This window comes from Streptomyces sp. Y20 (assembly GCF_043195475.1).
Classification (GTDB): Bacteria; Actinomycetota; Actinomycetes; order Streptomycetales; family Streptomycetaceae; genus Streptomyces.
In genome coordinates this window covers 177,729-197,399 of record NZ_JBIDDP010000010.1, presented here as the reverse complement: position 1 = coordinate 197,399, position 19,671 = coordinate 177,729, and the positions used below count along the sequence as shown (strand labels likewise).

Annotated in this window: 12 protein-coding genes; 3 read left to right on the top strand and 9 right to left on the bottom strand. The window is 72.4% G+C overall.

The features are described 5' to 3' along the window. Nucleotides 1–124 precede the first annotated feature (124 nt). From ACGFT1_RS24950 to ACGFT1_RS24935, 4 genes are all read right to left on the bottom strand, one after another. Nucleotides 125–2,446, bottom strand: a complete 2,322-nt coding sequence (locus ACGFT1_RS24950) for a GH92 family glycosyl hydrolase (protein ID WP_373911192.1) — start codon at nt 2,444–2,446, stop codon at nt 125–127. Nucleotides 2,447–2,573: 127 nt separating this feature from the next. Then, nucleotides 2,574–3,794, bottom strand: coding sequence for a glucose-1-phosphate adenylyltransferase (gene glgC, locus ACGFT1_RS24945; RefSeq protein ID WP_373911191.1), 1,221 nt, complete (start codon nt 3,792–3,794; stop codon nt 2,574–2,576). A gap of 51 nt (nt 3,795–3,845) precedes the next feature. After that, entirely contained in the window at nt 3,846–4,997 is a 1,152-nt protein-coding gene (glgA, locus tag ACGFT1_RS24940) for a glycogen synthase (protein WP_373911190.1), read from the bottom strand. A 41-nt stretch (nt 4,998–5,038) separates the two neighbouring features. Further along, nucleotides 5,039–5,806 carry a (2Fe-2S)-binding protein gene (locus ACGFT1_RS24935; protein ID WP_373911189.1) on the bottom strand — a complete coding sequence of 256 codons (768 nt, stop codon included), beginning with the start codon at nt 5,804–5,806 and terminating at the stop codon, nt 5,039–5,041. Nucleotides 5,807–6,033: 227 nt separating this feature from the next. On the opposite strand from ACGFT1_RS24935, the gene ACGFT1_RS24930 reads away from it, so the two are divergent. Beyond that, nucleotides 6,034–7,314: a DMT family transporter gene (locus tag ACGFT1_RS24930; protein ID WP_373911188.1), complete on the top strand. Its 1,281-nt coding sequence runs from the start codon at nt 6,034–6,036 to the stop codon at nt 7,312–7,314. Between the two features lie 68 nt (nt 7,315–7,382). Here ACGFT1_RS24930 and ACGFT1_RS24925 read toward each other — a convergent pair whose 3' ends face one another. Continuing rightward, nucleotides 7,383–8,537 carry a transglycosylase family protein gene (locus ACGFT1_RS24925; protein WP_373911187.1) on the bottom strand — a complete coding sequence of 385 codons (1,155 nt, stop codon included), beginning with the start codon at nt 8,535–8,537 and terminating at the stop codon, nt 7,383–7,385. 306 nt (nt 8,538–8,843) lie between these two features. On the opposite strand from ACGFT1_RS24925, the gene gndA reads away from it, so the two are divergent. After that, nucleotides 8,844–10,280, top strand: a complete 1,437-nt coding sequence (gene gndA, locus ACGFT1_RS24920) for an NADP-dependent phosphogluconate dehydrogenase (protein WP_373911186.1) — start codon at nt 8,844–8,846, stop codon at nt 10,278–10,280. A gap of 904 nt (nt 10,281–11,184) precedes the next feature. On the opposite strand, the gene ACGFT1_RS24915 is transcribed toward gndA, so the two are convergent. The 4 genes from ACGFT1_RS24915 to ACGFT1_RS24900 all read right to left on the bottom strand — a co-directional run bounded on the left by ACGFT1_RS24915 (nt 11,185) and on the right by ACGFT1_RS24900 (nt 13,018). Further along, nucleotides 11,185–11,529: a GNAT family N-acetyltransferase gene (locus ACGFT1_RS24915; protein ID WP_373911185.1), complete on the bottom strand. Its 345-nt coding sequence runs from the start codon at nt 11,527–11,529 to the stop codon at nt 11,185–11,187. Nucleotides 11,530–11,562: 33 nt separating this feature from the next. Continuing rightward, a complete protein-coding gene (gene panD, locus ACGFT1_RS24910) occupies nt 11,563–11,982 on the bottom strand; it encodes an aspartate 1-decarboxylase (protein ID WP_373911184.1) in 420 nt (139 codons plus the stop codon). Between the two features lie 328 nt (nt 11,983–12,310). After that, a complete protein-coding gene (locus ACGFT1_RS24905) occupies nt 12,311–12,811 on the bottom strand; it encodes a hypothetical protein (RefSeq protein WP_373911183.1) in 501 nt (166 codons plus the stop codon). 36 nt (nt 12,812–12,847) lie between these two features. Next, nucleotides 12,848–13,018: a hypothetical protein gene (locus ACGFT1_RS24900; RefSeq protein WP_373911182.1), complete on the bottom strand. Its 171-nt coding sequence runs from the start codon at nt 13,016–13,018 to the stop codon at nt 12,848–12,850. Between the two features lie 306 nt (nt 13,019–13,324). On the opposite strand from ACGFT1_RS24900, the gene ACGFT1_RS24895 reads away from it, so the two are divergent. Further along, a complete protein-coding gene (locus ACGFT1_RS24895) occupies nt 13,325–19,654 on the top strand; it encodes a protein kinase (RefSeq protein WP_373911181.1) in 6,330 nt (2,109 codons plus the stop codon). Nucleotides 19,655–19,671: the final 17 nt, after the last annotated feature.

The following is a 19,671-nucleotide window of genomic DNA, read 5'->3' as shown; positions in this document are numbered from 1 at the left end:
CGACGGGTGACCAGAAGTCAAACCCCGACGGGCGATTACGGTCAAGCACGATCGCGGTACACACCGTAGCCGTCGGGTGGCGGCCCGCCCCTCCGCAAGGGACGGGCCGCAGGACACGCGGGGGTCACCTCAGGGCGGGCGGCGCCGCACCGGGTGACGTACCCCACCCTGACGGGCGCGGGCCGATCGTGAACGTCAGGGAGCGCAGCGAGCGCAGCTCCCCGGTCGTCAGATAGGTCCGGCGGTGGGGCGCGCCGTCGATGCGGACGGCCTGGACGTAGCGGTCGGTGGCCGAGGTGCCGGGCGCGCGCACGGTCAGCCGGCCGCCCGGCCAGTAGGAGCGGTCCAGGGTCAGGTCGACACGGTCGAAGACCGGCGTGGTCAGGCCCCAGGTGTCGTAGCCGGGCTGGACCGGGAAGAGCCCGATGGACGACAGGACGTGCCAGGCGGACATGGTGCCGAGGTCGTCGTTGCCGGTGACGCCGGTGGGGCTGTCGGTGAACAGGGTCAGCGCCGCGTGCACCACGTCCGTGGTCTTCCAGGGCTGCCCGGTGGACAGGTAGGTGTACGGAGCGATCAGGTCCGGTTCGTTCTGCGGGTTGTAGGTGGCCGCGTTGTAGTAGGCGTACGGGTCGCCGTGCACCCAGACCTCGCGGGCGGTCCGCTCCGGGTCGGCGAGCAGCCGGTCGTAGGCGAAGAAGGCGTCCAGGCGGTCGTTGGCCGCGCGGGTGCCGCCGATCAGGCCGGTCATGCCGGGCAGGTCCTGCGGGACGAGCCACTGGTACTGCCAGGCGGTGCCCTCGTGGAAGCCGGTGCCCCGGGCGGGATCGGCCGGCCCGGTGAAGGCGCCGGAGGTGTCGCGGGCACGGAAGAAGCCGGTGGCCGGGTCGAAGATGGTGCGGTAGTTCCGCGAGCGGGCCGCGTAGCGGGCGGCGTCGTCCTCGTGGCCGAGACCGCGGGCCATCTGGGCGAGCATGGCGTCGGCGAGGGCGTACTCCAGGGTGACCGAGGCGCCGTGGTGGTAGTCGGAATCGCCCATCTTGGCGTACGGGCGGCCCTTGACGTAGGGCGCGAAACCATGGGCGAGGTACTCGGCGTTGGCCTCCCGGCCGACGCCCGGGTACGCGGCGGGCGGCACTCCGTCGGCGTTCTTCCTCAGGGCACGGTAGGCGCGCTCCTCGAAGCCCTTCAGCAGCCCCATGTGGTAGGCGGTGGTCAGGAACGGGGTGACCGGGTCACCGGTCATGATGTTCGTCTCGACGGGGCCGTAGCCCCACTTGGGCAGCCAGCCGCCGTCCTCGTCGATCGCGACCACCGACCGGGCCATGTCGCGGGCCTCGCGCGGGGCGAGCAGGGCGAGGAGCTGGGCCTGCGTGCGGTAGGTGTCCCACAGCGACCAGTTCTGGTAGTACGTGAAGCCCCGGGCGCGGTGCGTGCGCCGGTCCCAGCCGAAGTAGCGGCCGTCGGCGTCGCTGCCGACGTTGGGCGCGAGGTACGACCGGTACAGCGAGGAGTAGAACGTCCGGCGCAGCGTCGGCGTGCCACCCCGCACACGGACGGCCGCGAGCCGCTCCTCCCACTCCTCCCGGGCGCGGTGGCGTACGGCGTCGAAGCGCAGGCCGCCCTCGGCCCGCAGGTTCCCGGCGGCGCCCCGCGCGTCGACGTACGACAGGGCGGTGGTCGCCTCGACGGTGCGGTCCCCGGTGGTGTCGAAGCGGACGTAGGCGCCGCCGTGTCCGGTGCGGGCGCCCGGGGTGACGTCCTGGCCGTCCCAGGTGCCGTAGGCGGTGAAGGGCCGGCTGAACCGGGTGACCGTGTAGACGGTGTACGGGCCGGTGTCCCGGCAGAAGCCGTGGCCGGTGATCTCCGTGCGCACGGTGTGGTCGTCGAGGATCTCCACCGCGCTGCCGACGGGCCTGTGCAGCGACTGGGCGGCGTTCAGCAGGACATTGGCCTTGCGGGTGGCCGGGAAGGTGTAGCGCTGCACCCCGGTGCGGGCGGTCGCGGTCAGTTCGGCGCGGATGCCGGAGGCCAGACCCACCCGGTAGTAGCCGGGGCTCGCCTCCTCGTCGTCGTGGGAGAAGGCCGCCGCGTACCGGGCGTAGTCCGTCTCGGTGACGTCACCGGTGGTGGGCAGCACGGGCAGGTCGCCGCCGATGCGGCAGCCGACGCCCGAGAGGTGGACCAGGGAGAAGCCGCGGACACGATGGTGCGCGTAGTCGTAGCCGGTGCTGTGCCCGGTGTCCGGCGAGAGCTGCACCATGCCGAAGGGCACGGCCGCGCCGGGAAAGGTGTTGCCCTCGTTCTGGGTCCCGATGAAGGGGTTCACCAGGTCGGTGAGGTGGCCGTCGGTCCGCTCGGCGGCCCGTGCGGCGGGGGTGGCGACCAGCGCGCTCGCCGCCATCACCCCGGCCAGACACAGCCGCGTGCGCCGGGTCCCTCTCATGTCGGATGACCTCCGAAGGTTCGACGTCGTTGCCTGCATCGTGAAGGGCGAACGGCGTGAACCCGGGCATTGGCGCCAGGACGGTACAGAACGCGTCGCGGTGACCGCACCCCTGACGGGGCGTCCGTCAGGGGACCCGCTGCCCCTTGCCCAGCGCGATGACGCCCCCCTTGGAGACGGTGTACAACTCGGCGTCCCGCTCCGGGTTGACGCCGATGGTCGCGCCCGGCGGGACCTCGACGTTCTTGTCGAGGACCGCGCCACGGACCACCGCGCCCCGGCCGACGCGCACGTTGTCGTGCAGCACCGAGCCCTGGACGACCGCTCCCGGGTCGACGCGTACACCGGGTGAGAGCACCGAGCGGCTGACCTGGCCGCGGATCAGGCAGCCCGCGCTGATGATGGACTCGCTCGTGATGCCGCCCGCGTTGAACCGGGCCGGGGAGAGCTGGTAGGAGTGGGTGTAGATGGGCCACTGGCGGTTGTACAGGTTGAAGGCGGGGCGCTCGGCGATCAGGTCCATGTGCGCCTCGTAATAGGCGTCCAGGGTGCCCACGTCCCGCCAGTAGCCCTGGTCGCGGGTGGTCTCGCCGGGCACGTGGTTGTCGCTGAAGTCGTACAGCTGGGCCTCGCCGCGCGCCGTGAGCTGGGGCAGGATCGAGCCGCCCATGTCGTGCACGGACTGCGTGTCCTCGGCATCCCGGTGCAGCGCCTCGATCAGCACCTTGGTGGTGAAGATGTAGTTGCCCATCGAGGCGAACACGCACCCGGGGTCGTCCGGCAGTCCCGGCGGATCGGCGGGCTTCTCCAGGAATCGTTCCACCGTGACCCCGTCCGAGCCCGGCGTGATCACCCCGAAGGACGGGGACTCCGCGCGCGGCACCCGGATGCCGGCCACCGTCACTCCCGCGCCGCCCTCGATGTGCTGCGCGAGCATCTGCCGCGGATCCATGCGGTAGACGTGGTCGGCGCCGAACACTGCCACGTACTCGGGTTGTTCGTCGTGGACCAGGTTCAGGGACTGCAGGAGCGCGTCGGCGCTGCCCAGGTACCAGCGCGGGCCGAGCCGCTGCTGGGCCGGGACCGGGGTGACGTAGTTGCCGAGCAGGCTCGACATCCGCCAGGTGGTGGTGATGTGCCGGTCCAGCGAGTGCGACTTGTACTGGGTCAGTACGCAGATGCGCAGCACGTCGGCGTTGACCAGGTTGGACAGGACGAAGTCGACCAGGCGGTACGTGCCGCCGAAGGTGACCGCCGGTTTGGCGCGGTCCGCGGTGAGCGGCATCAGGCGCTTGCCCTCGCCGCCCGCCAGCACGATTCCGAGCACGGAAGGCCCTCCACGACGCATGCCCGCTCCCCTCAGCCCTGGTTGAACCATGGTTGCCCCGAGCGAGCCGGACTAAGCCTCCTTGAGGATCTCCTCGTACAGTCCGGCCGTGCGGCGCGCCACCGCGTCCCAGCCGAACTCGCCCACCGCGCGCGCCCGTCCGGCCTCGCCCATCCGCCGGGCCGCCGCCGGATCACCGAGCACGGCGTCCAGGGCGCGGGCGAGCCCGGACTCGAAACCGTCGTCCACGTCGACCAGGAGGCCGGTGCGACCGTCGTCCACGACCTCGGGGATGCCGCCCACCCGGGACGCGACGACCGGCGTGCCGCAGGCCATCGCCTCCAGATTGACGATGCCGAGCGGCTCGTACACCGAGGGGCAGGCGAACACGGCCGCCCGGGTCAGGAGCTGGATCACCTCCGGGCGCGGCAGCATCTGCGGGATCCAGAACACGCCCGACCGGACCCGGCTCAGCTCCTCGAACAGCTCGCGGAACTCCCGGTCGATCTCCGGGGTGTCGGGCGCTCCGGCGCACAGCACCACCTGGACACCGGGGTCGATGTCCCGTACGGCGCGCAGCAGATGGGGCAATCCCTTCTGCCGGGTGATCCGGCCCACGAACAGGACGTAGGGGCGCCCGGGATCGATGCCGTGCCGGGTGAGGGCGTCGGTGCCGTGGTCGGGGTGGTAGAGCCGGGTGTCGATGCCGTTGTGCACCACGTGGACCCGGGCCGGGTCCAGCGCCGGGTAACAGGACAGGATGTCCTCCCGCATGGCGCCCGAGACGGCGATCACGGCGTCGGCGGCCTCGATCGCGGTGCGTTCGGCCCAGCCCGACAAGGCGTACCCACCGCCGAGTTGCTCCGCCTTCCAGGGGCGCAGCGGCTCCAGCGAGTGGGCGGTGACGACGTGCGGGACGCCGTACAGCAGCTTGGCGACATGGCCGGCCAGATTCGCGTACCAGGTGTGCGAGTGGACGAGTTCGCGGCCTTCGAGGGCGGCTGCCATGGCCAGGTCCACGGAGAAGGTGCGCAGCGCGTCGTTGGCTCCGTCGAGGGCGGACCAGGGACGGTGGCGTACGACACCGTCGCCGCGCCCCTCACCCCAGCAGTGCACCTCCAGGTCCACCAGCGAGGCCAGCTCGCGGGCGAGGAACTCGACATGGACACCGGCGCCGCCGTACACGTCCGGGGGGTACTCCCGGCTCAGCAATCCCACTCGCACCCGGCAACCCCTTGGTCTCGGTGGCACGTTCTCCCTCATGGTCACCCAGATGCGGCGCGCGGGGAAGAGCGCGGGAGGCGGGTGAGGCAGCAGTCACCGCACAGTCCGCCGCCGGGGACGCGGTAGTACAGGCAGCAGCTGCGGCGGCGGAAGGCCGTGCCGGCGCGGGCACCGGTCGCGCGCAGCAGGGGGTGGGTGAACAGTTCGCCGGTGAGCGCGCGGGCCCGTTCCGCGGCGTCGGTACGGCCGTGGGCGCGGGCCCAGCGGCCCAGTTCGCGGGCCGTGGCGGCGAGCGCGCTGCCGGCGTTGCCCCGCAGGAGGCCGGTGGCGACGCCGTAGCGGGCCCGCAGGGCGGCGCCCAGGGGTTCCAGGTGGGCGTCGAGGACGACGGCGGCGACGGTGCCCGCGTCGCCGGGCAGCGTGCGCACCCCGGTGAGCCACAGGTCGTCAGGCGCGGAGGCGAGAGGGTCCCAGGACAGCAGCCCCGGGTCCAGGGAGGGCAGCCGGCCGTACAGCACGGCGCAGCCCAGCGCGGCCGACCACAGCCGGGCGGCCAGCCCCTGCTGGGCGAGGGAGGCGGCGACCCGCGGTTCGGCGGTCCGCAACCGGGCCCCGACGGTGGCGACACGCAGCGTCAGCGCGTCCTGGCGGCCGTCCGGGACCGCCCCGTCGTAGGCCTCCGCGAGGGTCGGGAGCCGCTGCGGACCGGTGCCGCCTTCGGCCGCGGCCGAAGGCGGAGGCGGGAGGGTGCGCAGGACGAAGAAGCCGCCGAGGGAGCGGAGCGCGGCGAGATCGGGGTCGAGGTCCACGACATGCACTCCTACCAGGTGCGTTCCCGGGCCGGCCGCGCGGGGCCGGATCCTGCCTCACCCTGCCAGAGGATGACCCGCCGGGTGCCTACTCCATCGGTAGTAGGACGTATTGAGGCCTCAGGTACGACGACGGGGCCGGCGCCACCCGGCAGAGTGGTCGTCATGGAAGCCGACCGCCCGTCACGCCGGGTCCCCAACCCCCGCCGTACGCGGGGGAGACGCCGATGAGCGCCCTGGCGCTGTCCGTGCTCCTGTCGCTCGTCTCCGCCGTCGCCTACGCGGGCGGGGCCATCGTGCAGGAACAGGTCGCGGTGTCCGCCCCGCACGAGGCGTATCTGCCGCTGCGCCGCCCGGGCTGGTGGGGCGCGCTGGCACTCAACGGCCTCGGCGGCGTGCTCCACGTCGTGGCGCTGGCCTGCGGTCCGCTCAGCCTCGTGCAGCCGCTGGGCGCGCTGACCATCGTCTTCGCACTGCCCCTGGCCGCGCTGTGCGTCGGCCGCCGGGCGGGCGCCACGGCCTGGCGTGGCGCCCTCATGGCCACGGTGGGACTCGCCGGGCTGCTGTCCCTGGTCGGCACCTCCGGCGCCCACTCCCTGACCCCGGCCCAGCGGGTGGCGGCCGCCCTGGTCACCGGCGGGGCGGTGATGGCCCTGATGTGCGCCGGCCTGGCCGCGCACCGGCATCCGGCCGTGCGCAGCGTCCTGCTCGCCACCGCGTCCGGCATCGCGTTCGGCATGTCGTCGGTGTTCACCAAGACCGTCGCCGTGGACCGGGCCCTGGGCTTCGGCCCGGCCGACCTGGCCTCGCTCGCGGCGATCTGCCTGTTCGCGGTCGCCGGCGTGCTGCTGTCCCAGGCCTCCTACCGGGGCGGCGGACTCACCGCCCCCCTGGCCACGCTGACGGTCGTCAACCCGGTGCTGGCCGCCGCTGTGGGTGTCCTGCTGTTCGGCGAGACGTTCCGCCACGGCAGCACGGGCACGGTGCTCGCGCTGGCGTGCGCGGTGGTGACGGCGGGCGGCCTGGTCATGCTGACGACGGAACGGACGGAGGGCACATCGGTGCCGGGCGGAGCGGTGCCTGGCGAGGCGGCTGCGGGGGCGGGGCCGGTCGCCGAGGCGGCTGCGGGTGCAGGGGCGTTCGCCGAAGCGGCTCCCGGTGCCGGGGGGGTCGCCGAAGCGACAGCGGGTGCACGGGCATCCGCCGAAGCGGCTCCCGGTGTCGGGGCGGTCGCCGGAACGCCGTCGTCCGCAGAGGCCGCGTCGGTGCGGGACACGGCGGAAGGGCTCGTCGTCGTACCGCGTCAGCGCACGGCGGAGCCCGGTGCGAGGACGGCCGGACCGGCACCACGTGAGCTGCCGGCACCGCGTGAGCTGCCCGGGCCGGGCCCGGGCGGCAGCGGGACGGACCCCGGCGGTGCGCTCCCCACGCCGTACACGCCGCTGCCCGGGGGCGTGCGGGTGCCGCTGCCGGTTCTGGACCGGCACCGCACGCGCGTCGGTTCCTGACCTGCGTGCGGCGCGCGGCGGGTGCGGCGGACCAGTGAGTGGTGCCGCGCCCGCCACCGTGCTGCGTGTCAGATCCTGACGCCGCCCGCCCGGAGATAGGCGAGCGGGTCGATGTCCGAGCCGAAGCCCGGCCCCGTCCGCACCTCGAAGTGCAGGTGCGGTCCCGTGACGTTGCCGGTGGCGCCGGAGCGGCCGAGGCGCTGGCCCGCGCTGACGCTTTGGCCGGCCCGCACGGAGATCGCCGACAGGTGGGCGTACTGCGTGTAGCGGCCGTCGGCGTGCCGGAGCACCACCTGGTAGCCGTACGAGCCGCCCCAGCCGGCGGACACCACGTGCCCGGCCGCCGCCGCCTTCACGGAGGTGCCGGTGGGCACGAGGAAGTCGACGCCGGTGTGGTAACCCTTCGACCAGTGGGAACCGGCCACGTGGTAGCCGGTGCCGACGGACGCGGTCACCGGGGCGACGAGCGCGTGCCGGGTCGGGGGCGTGCCGGGGTGGTGCGTGGTGCGACGCGGCGGAGCTGTCTTCTTCCTCGGAGCCTCGGGCGGCGCGGTCCGGGCGCGGGTGCCGCTCAGGCTGAGCCGCTGGCCGGGCACGATCAGGTCGGGATCGGTACCGATGGTCGTGCGGTTGCCCGCGTACAGCGTGCGCCAGCCGCCCCGCACCTGGTGGTCGCCGGCGATGCCGGAGAGCGTGTCGCCGTGCACCACCGTGTACATCTCGGCGCGGCCCGCGCGGGACTGCGGAGTGGTCTGCGGCCGTACGTCCCGCACGGAGCCGGACACGGGGCGGGACCGGGTGGGGTGGGCGGAGGCGGTCTCCGTGCGCACGTCGGGGCTGCCGCCGCCGCGGGTCAGCCCGGCCGACCCGGAGCACACGGGCCAGGCGCCCGGCCCCTGTCCGTCGAGGACCTTCTCGGCGACGGCGATCTGCTGGTCCCGGGTGGCCAGGTCGGCCCGCGCCGCGTACCGGGTGCCGCCGTACGCCTCCCAGGTCGACCGGGTGAACTGGAGACCGCCGTAGAAGCCGTTGCCGGTGTTGATGCTCCAGTTCCCACTGGACTCGCACGCGGCGACCTTGTTCCAGGTGGCCATGTCGGCGGCGCTCGCGGTGCCGGCGGCGACCAGCGGGATCGCGAGGCCGGCACCGCCCGCCGTGACGGTGAGTGATGCGCGGTTGATCCTGTTCGGCTGGTACCGGCGGTGCCGGCCGCGTGCGGCCATGTCCGAATTCCCCTCGGCATGCGTCAGGAGTGCGTCAGGATGTGCGTCAGAAGGTGCGTCAGGAGGGGCAAAAGTAAGTGCGGCGAACTGGCCATGACAAGACGCGATTTCGGCCGCCCGGTTCCGGAGAGTGGCCGGTAACGTCCCCCGCCCGGTCAGACGGGCCGGTGAGTGAGGCGGAAGGCGCCGTCGCCGCGTACACATGCGTGGCGGGTCGCAAGTGCGCTCGCCGTAGCGGCACGTCAGGATGAGCGAGGGCCCGTACTGACGGAGCCGTAGTCACGAGGCAACCAGGGAGCAGGCGGTATGAGCACTTCAGCGCAGATCGGTGTCACGGGCCTGGCGGTCATGGGCCGCAACCTCGCCCGGAACTTCGCGCGCAACGGTTACACGGTCGCCGTGCACAACCGTACGGTGTCGCGCACCCAGGCGCTGGTGGAGGAGTTCGGGCACGAGGGCGACTTCGTCGCGGCCGAGACCGCCAAGGACTTCGTGGCGGCCCTGGAGCGCCCGCGCCGCCTGGTCGTCATGGTCAAGGCGGGCGAGCCGACGGACGCCGTCATCCAGGAGTTCGCTCCGCTCCTGGAGCCCGGTGACATGATCATCGACGGCGGCAACGCGCACTTCGCGGACACCCGCCGCCGGGAGCGGGAACTGCGCGAGCACGGCATCCATTTCGTCGGCACGGGCATCTCCGGCGGTGAGGAGGGCGCGCTGCACGGGCCGAGCATCATGCCGGGCGGGTCGGTGGAGTCGTACGAGTCGCTGGGCCCGATGCTGGAGAAGATCTCCGCCAAGGCCGCCGACGGGGCGCCGTGCGTGACCCACGTGGGCCCGGACGGTGCCGGGCACTTCGTGAAGATGGTGCACAACGGCATCGAGTACGCCGACATGCAGCTGATCGGCGAGGCGTACCAGCTGCTGCGCGACGTCGCCGGGTACTCCCCCGCGCAGATCGCCGACATCTTCCGCACCTGGAACACCGGCCGGCTCGACTCCTACCTGATCGAGATCACCGCGGAGGTACTGTCCCACGTGGACGCCGGCGGCGTGCCCTTCGTGGACGTCGTCGTCGACCAGGCCGAGCAGAAGGGAACCGGCCGCTGGACCGTGCAGATCGCCCTGGACCTGGGCGTGCCGGTGTCGGGCATCGCGGAAGCGGTGTTCGCCCGGTCGCTGTCGGGCCACGCGGCGCTCCGGGAGGCCTCGCGGGGCCTGGCCGGACCGAAGCCGGCACCCCTCGGCGAGGCGGATGCGGCGGCTTTCGCCGACCGGGTCGAGCAGGCGCTGTACGCGTCCAAGATCGTGTCGTACACGCAGGGATTCCACGAGATCGCCGCGGGCAGCGAGGAGTACGGATGGGACATCGACCTGGGTGAGGTCGCCTCCATCTGGCGCGGCGGCTGCATCATCCGGGCGGCCTTCCTGGACCGCATCCGCACCGCGTACGACGCCAGGCCCGACCTGCCGAGCCTGCTGTCCGACGAGACGTTCGCACGGGAGATCGCCGCCGCGCAGGACGACTGGCGCGAGGTGCTCGTCGCGGCGACACGACAGGGGGTGCCGACCCCGGGCTTCGCGGCGGCGCTCGCCTACTACGACGCCCTGCGCGCCGAGCGCCTGCCGGCCGCCCTGACCCAGGGCCAGCGCGACTTCTTCGGCGCGCACACGTACCGCCGGGTGGACCGGGAGGGCGCGTTCCACACGCTGTGGGGCGGGGACCGGTCGGAGGTTTCGGCTTAGGGGGGTGGCTGCTCAAGGGGGTGGCTCGGGGATGTTTCGGGGGCAGGTCCTCCGGGGGCGCGTCAACGGGGGGGCGCTCGCGGGGTGGTGTGTCAGCGGGGTGCCGCGTACCCACGGGGATGCCGCGTACTGGCTGGGGCCGGCTGCCCGGGTGGGTACCGGCAGGCGGGGTGACCGCGGGGCTGAGCGCGGACGGAGCCGGCGCCCACCAGCCGGGCCCGGTCCCTACGGGCGGGGTGGGACGGCGATTCGGCCGCCGCTCCCCCGATGACGGGGCCCGGCGGCCGTGACGCGGACGCGGCTCGCACCGCGGCCGGCGGGCGGCCCCGGTGGGGCGGGTCGGCGGCTCTCCGGCGACGGCGGGCCGGCGTCCGTCCTCCGCAGGCCGACAGCTCGCCTGCGGCGAACCGGGCGGCCCGCCTGACGAGGGGGGCGACACGGTTCCCCCCGCCCGCCAGGACGCCGGCGCGTGCCGGTGCCGTCAGGTGAGGGGTGGACCGGGTTCGGGGTTCGGCACCGGTTCCGGACCCGGCGGGATCGGGGAAGGGGAGGGGTCCGGTGGTCCGGGCGGCCCCGGGTGGGGCGGAACCGGCGGCGGGGCCGGGTCGGGGCCCGGCGCGGGTGGTGCCGGTTGCGGACCGGGGCCCGGCGGGGCGGGCTGGGGGCTCGGTTCGGGGTTCGGGACCGGGCTGGGGTACGGATCCGGCGGGGTCGGGCCCGGTGTCGGACCGGGCGGAACCGGGTCGGGATACGGGTTCGTCATCGGTGTTGTCCTCCGGCAGTCACGAAGCGTCGCCTCTGGACTTGTCCCCCGCCTACCCGACGACCGCCCCGGCACTCACCCGACGGCGGCACCGAACGGGTCCAGGTGGGTGGCCGGCGCCACGGGAAACCACCGGCCCGCTCAGAACCGTCCCGGGTGCGCGCGCAGCCAGTCCTTCGCGGCCGACAGGAGTTCCGGGTCGGCCGGCGGGCCGACGTCGGGGTGGCGTTCGGCCCACTTGACGACGTACGGGCACAGCGGGGCCACGGGGACGCCCTCGCGCTCGGCCAGGGCGTACAGCTCGCGGGCGAGCGATCCGGCGATGCCCTTGCCCTCGTGGGCGGGCTCGACGATGGTGTGGACGGGGACCAGGGCGCGCGCGGGCGACTCCAGGACGAAGTACTCGATGTGGCCGACGACTTCACCGCCGCCGAGGGCCTCCAGGCGGCCGGCCGCCCGGTCGTCGCGAATCTCGCTGTCACCCATGGGCACGCTCCTGGTCCTGATCCTCGCGGCCGGTCAGGCCTGGACGGCCTGGGGGCTGCGCTGCTGGTCGGACCCGGGTACCGGCTCCGACGGGTCGGCGCCGAGGGACACGATCCGGTTGCCGGCGTCGACGTGCACGACCCGGGGCCGCAGCTCGCGCGCCTCGGCGTCGGTGACCTGAGCGTAGCTGATGATGATCACCAGGTCGCCGGGATGGACCAGGTGGGCCGCCGCCCCGTTGATCCCGATGACCCCGGAACCACGCTCGCCCTCGATGACGTACGTCTCCAGCCGGGCGCCGTTGGTGACGTCGACGATGTGCACCAGCTCACCGGGCAGCAGGTCCGCGGCGTCGAGGAGATCGGCGTCGATGGTCACCGATCCCACGTAGTGCAGGTCGGCCTGGGTGACGGTGGCGCGGTGGATCTTGGACTTGAACATGGTACGAAGCACGAAGAAACTCCCGATTCGTCTGCTCCCTGCCTGCTATTGCAGGTCAAGGGCGGTCTTCGGAGACTACAACTATTCGCATCTTCGGTCAGCTGTCCGCAGGTGTTTCAGGACTCACACTGACCCATTGCTGACTTCGCTGACGGGCTATCAGCCCTCGTGGTGATGATTCGCCGGCCACTGCAACCTCGCCGCACCAGTGGGCGACGCGGTGCCACCAGAGTTGCAGGAGCCTGGTCGTGACTCACGTCGCCCGGGCGTCCAGCGCCGGTGGTGACGCGGTAGTCACCTGTTCAGCAACCCGTACGGCGCCCTGTCTCGCGCAGAGCTTTCAACGACGAGGGTGACGCAGGGGGTGGCCAGGCCGGCATCCCGCACCGTGCGTTGCCGCCCCAGCCACTGCGGTCGTGAGGTCGCCTCCGGTCGGCGTCTTTGAAAGAGGGAAGGGCTCGTCCACCGGAACGCCCTCGAATTCGCGTTCCCCGGCGTCGGTGAGATCCGTGAGATCGTCACCGGCCATCGAGGCGGCTGCCTGACTTCTGACCGCCTCCCCCTTGGGCCGCCCGACCCGCACCACCACCTCGGCGGTCGCGATGGTCTCGCCCCGAATCCGTACCCCGGCCCGCAGGGCCACCACGTCCCGCGCGCAGAGTCCGGCCAGCCGGGCCGCACCGTCGAGGGCGCGCGGCGTCACATATCCCTCGGCATCCACATACCGGCCCAACAGGACCCCAACCACGCCGCCGGAAGGGAAGGCGGAACTGGACACGATTTCTTTACGAAACGATGCAACCTTTTCCGCATTCGAGCGGTCACCGTCTGCATGCGCCACCGCCCCCAGCACGGGCAGCCCCAGCCCGGCCAGCCCCTAGCGAAGCCGCTCCCGCTCGATGTCGCCGAGCCACAGCGCGCGGACCTGCTCCGCACACACGGATTCCGGCACGGCGCCGTCCACCGCCGCACGGTGCAGGCGGGTCAGCGATCCGGCCAGGGCGACTTTCAGTCCGACCGTCGCCCGCCCGGCTCCCCTGCGCGCCACCCGCGGCGGCTCGGCCGGGCTCCCGCCCCGGCGCGCCGCCTGGCACCTCAGACCCGCCGGCCGACTGGTGTCCCACACCACCCACCCCCTCCCCGATGACAACGTCCACCGCAGGGGGAAACGTTGACGATGTCAACGGACTAAAAGCATTCTGATAGTGCGCTACTTCGTGTACGGTTGCGGACACCGCGCTCCCGCTCTGCCACGATGAGCAGTGCGCGACGAATGTAGGGGGCACGTTCCGTTTCCCCGCCTCGGGCGCGGGGCGGAAACGGTACGGAACGGCAGTGGGCGAGGGGAGCGGCAGTGAGCCAGGAGCTGCTGGACGGCAGGTTCCGCATCGGGCGTGTCGTCGGCAAGGGCAACATGGGTGAGGTTCACCGGGCCGAGGATCTACAGGCCGCCGAGGGCACCCCTGAGCGCACGGTCGCCGTCAAGACCATCCTGCGCCGCCGCACGGGCACGCGGATCGACACCGGCGCCGATCCCAAGGCCACCGGGCGCTTCGCCCGCGAGGTGCGCATCATGCGCCGCCTCGACGACCCCAACCTCACACGCATCGTCGCCGGCGGGGTGGCCGAGAACCAGGACGGCCTGCCCTACCTCGCGATGGAGTTCCTGCACGGCGAGACGCTGCGCGACCTCATCGCGGAGGAACGGCAGCTCCCTGTCACCTGGGCCGCGGCCATCGGCGCCCAGATCGCGTCCGGTCTCGCCGCCGCGCACGCCGCCGACGTCGTCCACCGCGACCTCAAGCCCGCCAACGTCATGCTGACCCAGGGCGGAACCGTCAAGGTCCTCGACTTCGGCATGGGGCGCATCGTCGACGACCCCGATGACGCCCGGCTGACCAGCACCGGTGTCAGCGTGGGCACCGCCCGCTACATGGCTCCGGAGCAGTTCGAGGCCAAGCAGGTCACGCAGGCCGCCGATCTGTACGCCCTCGGATGTGTGCTCTACGAGATGCTGGTGGGCGTACCGCCGTTCACCAGCGAGTCGCCCTTCGACCTCGCCGCCAAGCACACGCGCGAAGAGCCGACGCCCATCACCCTCATTCGCAGCGAGATCCCGGCGGAGCTCGCCCGGCTCGTCGACCGGCTGCTGGCCAAGGACCCGGCGGCCCGTCCCGCGGACGCCGTGGCCGTGCGCGACGCGCTGCTTCCGCTGGCCGGGCAGGACGGGGACACCGCGCGGCTGCCGCAGTGGGGCGCCCTGGACCCGACCCGCCCGCTGCGCGACTCCGCGGCCCAGGCCTCCGCTCGGCCGGCCACCGCTCCGAAGCCTGAGCCGGCGCCGGTCACCGCCTCAGGCGCGGGTATGGACGTCTTCGGCATCCACCGCACGCTCATCCGCGACTACCGCTCCTTCACCGAGGGCGGCACCGTCATCCGCGACGACCGTATCGCGGCGTTCGTAGAGGACGACCTCAACCGCAAGTCACAATGGCCCGACCCGTGGCTGTCGCTGAACCCGTTCTTCCAGGGCGGCGGCACCGTGGTCGAGCTCGCCGGGCAGAAGGTCCTGCACGACGAGTGCGCCCGTATCTTCCAGGCGAGGAAGACCGAGGGCGGAACGGTCCCGGACGGCCGTCCGCTGACTCTCCACCAGCACCAGCGCGAGGCCATCGACGCCGCCGCCTCCGGTGCGTCGTACGTCCTGACGACGGGCACCGGGTCCGGCAAGTCGCTCGCGTACATCGTCCCCATCGTGAACAAGGTGCTCCACCAGCGGGACACCGAGGGGCCGGAGGCTCCCAAGCGAGTACGGGCGATCATCGTCTACCCGATGAACGCGCTCGCCAACAGCCAGCTCAAGGAGCTGGAGAAGTACCTGCGCGACGGCTACGGCGCCGGCCGCGAGCCGGTCACCTTCGCCCGGTACACGGGCCAGGAGGACGACGAGAAGCGCAAGGAGATCCGCGACAACCCGCCGGACATCCTGCTCACCAACTACGTGATGCTGGAACTGATGCTGACCCGCCCGGCCGACCGGGCGAGCCTCATCAAGATGGCGCGGGGCCTGGAGTTCCTGGTCTTCGACGAGCTGCACACCTACCGCGGTCGGCAGGGCGCCGACGTGGCGCTGCTGATCCGCCGCGTCCGCGAGGCCTGCCAGGCGCAGGACCTGCAGTGCATCGGCACGTCGGCCACCATGTCGACGGAGGGCACGCTCGACGACCAGAAGAAGGTCGTCGCAGGAGTGGCGAGCACCCTGTTCGGTACGCCTGTGCGCCCTGAGCATGTCATCGGCGAGACCCTGGTCCGCGCCACCCACGACACACCCGACGTCGTTCCCGCCGAGCGTCTGGGCTCCCCCGCCGCGCCGCGCGCGTACGACGATCTCGTGCGCGACCCACTGGCCCGCTGGATCGAGACCCGTTTCGGCCTGGCCACCGACGACGCCACCGGGCGACTGGTCCGGCAGCAGCCCACGAAGATCGAGGTAGCGGCGAAGGAGCTGCACGAGCAGTCCGGAGTCGCCGAGGACCAGTGCGTCGCCGCCATCCGCGCCACCCTTGAGGCCGGTTCGCAGGCGCGCCATCCGGTGACCGAGCGGCCGCTGTTCGCGTTCCGGCTGCACCAGTTCCTCTCCAAGGGCGACACCGTGTACGTCACCCTGGAGGACAAGCTCTCGCGCCACCTCACCCGCTCGTACCAACTCGAACAGCCGGGCAGCGAGGGCAAGTTGCTGATGCCCCTGGCATTCTGCCGGGAGTGCGGCCAGGAGTACCTGACGGTGTGGCGGACCGAGAAGGACGGCGAGGTCCGGTACGAGGCGCGCCGGGACACCTCCGCGACGGGCGGCCGGCAGGGCGACGGCTATCTGTACGTCGACCACGAGCGGGCGTGGCCGTCCAACGTCCAGTACGCCGTGGACGACCGCCGACTGCCCGAGTCCTGGCTGGAGCTGGACGACAAGGGCCAGGAGGTCGTGAAGAAGTCATACCGCGACCGGGTGCCGCGTGCCGTCACCGTCGATCCGCGCGGCCGCGAAGGGAGCGGCGAACTCCAGGCCGCGTTCGTCCCCTCGCCCTTCCTCTTCTGCCTGCACTGCGGGGTCGCGTACGAGCAGACGCGCGGCCGGGACTTCGCGAAGCTGGCGACTCTCGACCAGGAGGGTCGGTCCTCCGCGACCTCGCTGATCTCCGCGTCGGTGGTGCGCTCACTGAAGTCGGTGCCGGAGGAAACGCTGGACAAGGAGGCGCGCAAGCTCCTCACCTTCGTCGACAACCGGCAGGACGCGTCCCTCCAGGCGGGTCACTTCAACGACTTCGTGCAGATCACGCAGCTGCGCGGGGCCCTGTACCGGGCGGCTCTGGACGCGGGCGAGGACGGCGTCCACCATGAGGAACTGGCCTCGTCGGTGACGAACGCGCTCGCCATCGAGCCGGCCGACTACACCGGCGAGAGCGATCTTCCGCCCTCCCTCGCCCGCAACGCCGCCAAGACCCTCCGTGACGTGATCGCCTTCCGGCTCTATCTGGATCTGGAGCGCGGCTGGCGCATCACGATGCCGAACCTGGAGCAGACCGGCCTGCTGGAGATCGGCTACGAGGACCTGGACTGGGTGGCGGCCAAGCAGGACCGGTGGGCAGCCACCCACGAGGCGCTGCGCGACGCCGACCCGGCGCTGCGGGCCGAGGTCATGAAGGCGCTGCTCAACGAGATGCGCCGGTCCCTCGCCATCGACGTCTCGTACTTCCGTGACGACTTCGACTCGCTCCAGCGGGCGAGCGAGGAGCGGCTGATCGACCCGTGGGTGCTGTCCGCCGCCGACAAACCGAAGGTCGGCACGGCCTATCCGCACCCGTCCCGTCCGGGCATGGACCGTTCGGCGCTGTTCCTGTCGGCACGCGGCAAGTTCGGCAAGTACCTGCGGCGTGCGGACACCTCGTTCAAGAAGCTCGACCCGGCTGATCTCCAACTGGTCATCGAGGAGTTGCTGAAGGTCCTGGCCAAGGCGGGCCTGGTGAAGGAGGTGACGGAGGCCCCGCAGCGCGCGGGCCGCTACCGCAGGTCCTCCGCCCCGGCCGCCACGGGCTACCGCGTGGCCGCCCAGTCCCTCGTGTGGCGTGCGGGAAGGGGCGAGAGGGGCACGCACGACCCGCTGACCCGCACCTACCAGAGCGGTGACGGCCCACGCGTCAACACCTTCTTCCGCGACCTGTACAAGGACGCGGCGGGCGCCCTGTCCGGTCTGTTCGCGCGCGAACACACCGCGCAGGTCTCACCTGAGGAGCGGGAGCAGCGCGAGGAGGCCTTCCGCAAGGCGGAGCTGAAGCTGCTGTACTGCTCCCCGACAATGGAGTTGGGCGTCGACATCTCCCAGCTCAACGCCGTGATGATGCGCAACGTGCCGCCCACGCCCGCCAACTACGCGCAGCGCTCGGGCCGCGCGGGCCGAAGCGGCCAGCCCGCCCTCGTCACCACGTATTGCGCGACGGGAAACAGCCACGACCAGTACTATTTCCGCCGCTCGGAGCGCATGGTCGCCGGGGCCGTCGCCCCGCCGCGTCTGGACCTCGCCAACGAGGACCTGGTGCTCTCCCACCTGCAGGGCATCTGGATCGCGGAGGCCGGCCTGAAGCTGGGCCGCGCCGTCCCCGAGGTGCTCGACGTGTCGTACCCGGACACGGGTGACCGTCCGAACCCGGCACTGGAGCTGCTGCCGGACATCCTCGCGGCCTCCCTCGACGAGAGCGCCCGGCGCCGTACCGTGGACGCCGCCCTGCGCGTCCTCGGCCCGCTCCTGCCCGACTTCGCCGACACCACGTGGTGGCACGACGACTGGATCCAGGACCGGGTGCGGACGGTGGCGACCCGCTTCGACCGGGCCTTCGACCGCTGGCGGCAGCTCTTCCGTTCCGCGCTCGACGACCAGTACATCCAGAACAGGCGCCGCCTCGACTACAGCCTCACCGAGGGCGACCGCGTCCGCGCCAACGCCCGCCGCCGTGAGGCCGAGACGCAGCTCAATCTGCTGATGAACGAGAGCGCCGACAGCAAGTCGGTCCTCTCCGACTTCAACCCGTACCGCTATCTCGCGTCCGAGGGCTTCCTGCCCGGCTACAGCTTCCCGCGGCTCCCGCTCGCCGCGTACATCCCGACCGTCGGCCGCCGCCGTGGAGACGGGGACTACCTCCAGCGGCCGCGCTTCCTCGCGATCCGCGAGTTCGGCCCGGGCGCGCTGATCTACCACGAAGGCGCCCGCTACCAGGTGACCCGCATCCAGTTGCCGCCGGACTCCTCGGGCGAGCTGGCGACCAGCGAGGCCCGCCGCTGCGCGAGTTGCGGCTACCACCACGATCCGGAGCAGCTGGAGGACCGCTGCGCCATGTGCCACGAGCCGCTTGGCGCGGCGACGTACGGCCTGCTGCACCTGCACACCGTGTACACGACGCGGCGTGAGCGGATCTCGTCCGACGAGGAGGAGCGGCGCCGCGCCGGCTTCAAGCTGGAGACGTCGTACCGCTTCCAGGACCACGGCACCCGCAAGGGCCGCCTGGACGCGGCGGTCACCGACGCCTCGGGCGCGCCCCTCGCCGACGTGGCGTACGGCGACTCGGCGACCGTCCGGATCACCAACACCGGCCGGGTGCGCGCCAAGAACGACGAGCCGGCCGGGTACTGGCTGGACCTCGCGGACGGCCGCTGGATGAACGACAAGGACGCCTCCGAGGCGTCCGGCGACTCCAGCGAGCTGCCTGTGATCGACGCGGACGGCAACGAGCGGCGCCGCAAGAAGCGGGTCATCCCGTACGTGGAGGACCGCCGCAACATCCTCGTCGTCACCCTGGACGAGCCGCTGCCGGAACCGGTGGCGCTCTCCCTGATGTACGCCCTGGAGCGGGGCATCGAGGCCGCGTTCGAGCTGGAGGACGCCGAGCTGTCCAGCGAGCTGCTGCCGCCGGACGACGGTCCCCGCAACCGCATCCTGTTCACGGAGGCCGCCGAGGGCGGCGCGGGTGTGCTACGCCGCCTCCAGGCCGAGGAGGACGCCCTGGCGAAGGCGGCCGTACGCGCCCTGGACATCTGCCACTTCGGCGCGGACGGCACCGACCAGGGCGGCCCGCACCCGGACCGGCCGTGCGCGCTCGGCTGCTACGAGTGCCTGCTGACGTACGGCAACCAGCTCAACCACGCCCTCATCAACCGGCACTCGGTGCGGGACCTGCTGGTGCGGTTCGCGACGGCGACGGCCCGGCGGGAGTCGCGCGGCGAGTCGCGTTCGGAGCAGTACCGGCGGCTGCTCGACCAGGCCTCCCCCACCGCCGAGCCGACGCCGGTCGAGGCGGCGGTCGGGGCATCGGTAGAGGCGGCATCGGCGGCCGAGCTGGCGGCTCAGGGTGACTTCCTGGGCTGGGCGAAGGCGCGCGGCCTGCGGCTGCCGGACGAACCGGGCTCCTTCCTCACCGAGGCGATGGCGACCCCCGACTACGTGTACCGCCTGCCGGGCGTGAACGTGGCGGTCTTCGTGGACCTGCCGGACACAGAGCAGGACACCTTCCGGGACGAGGACGCCGAGGACCGCCTGTTCAACGCCCGCTGGGACGTCATCCGCTTCGCGCACGACGCCGACTGGGACGCCGTCGCCGCCGCCAACGCCCGCTACTTCGGCTCTCCGGCCGCCAACTGATCGCCCACCACGAGGAC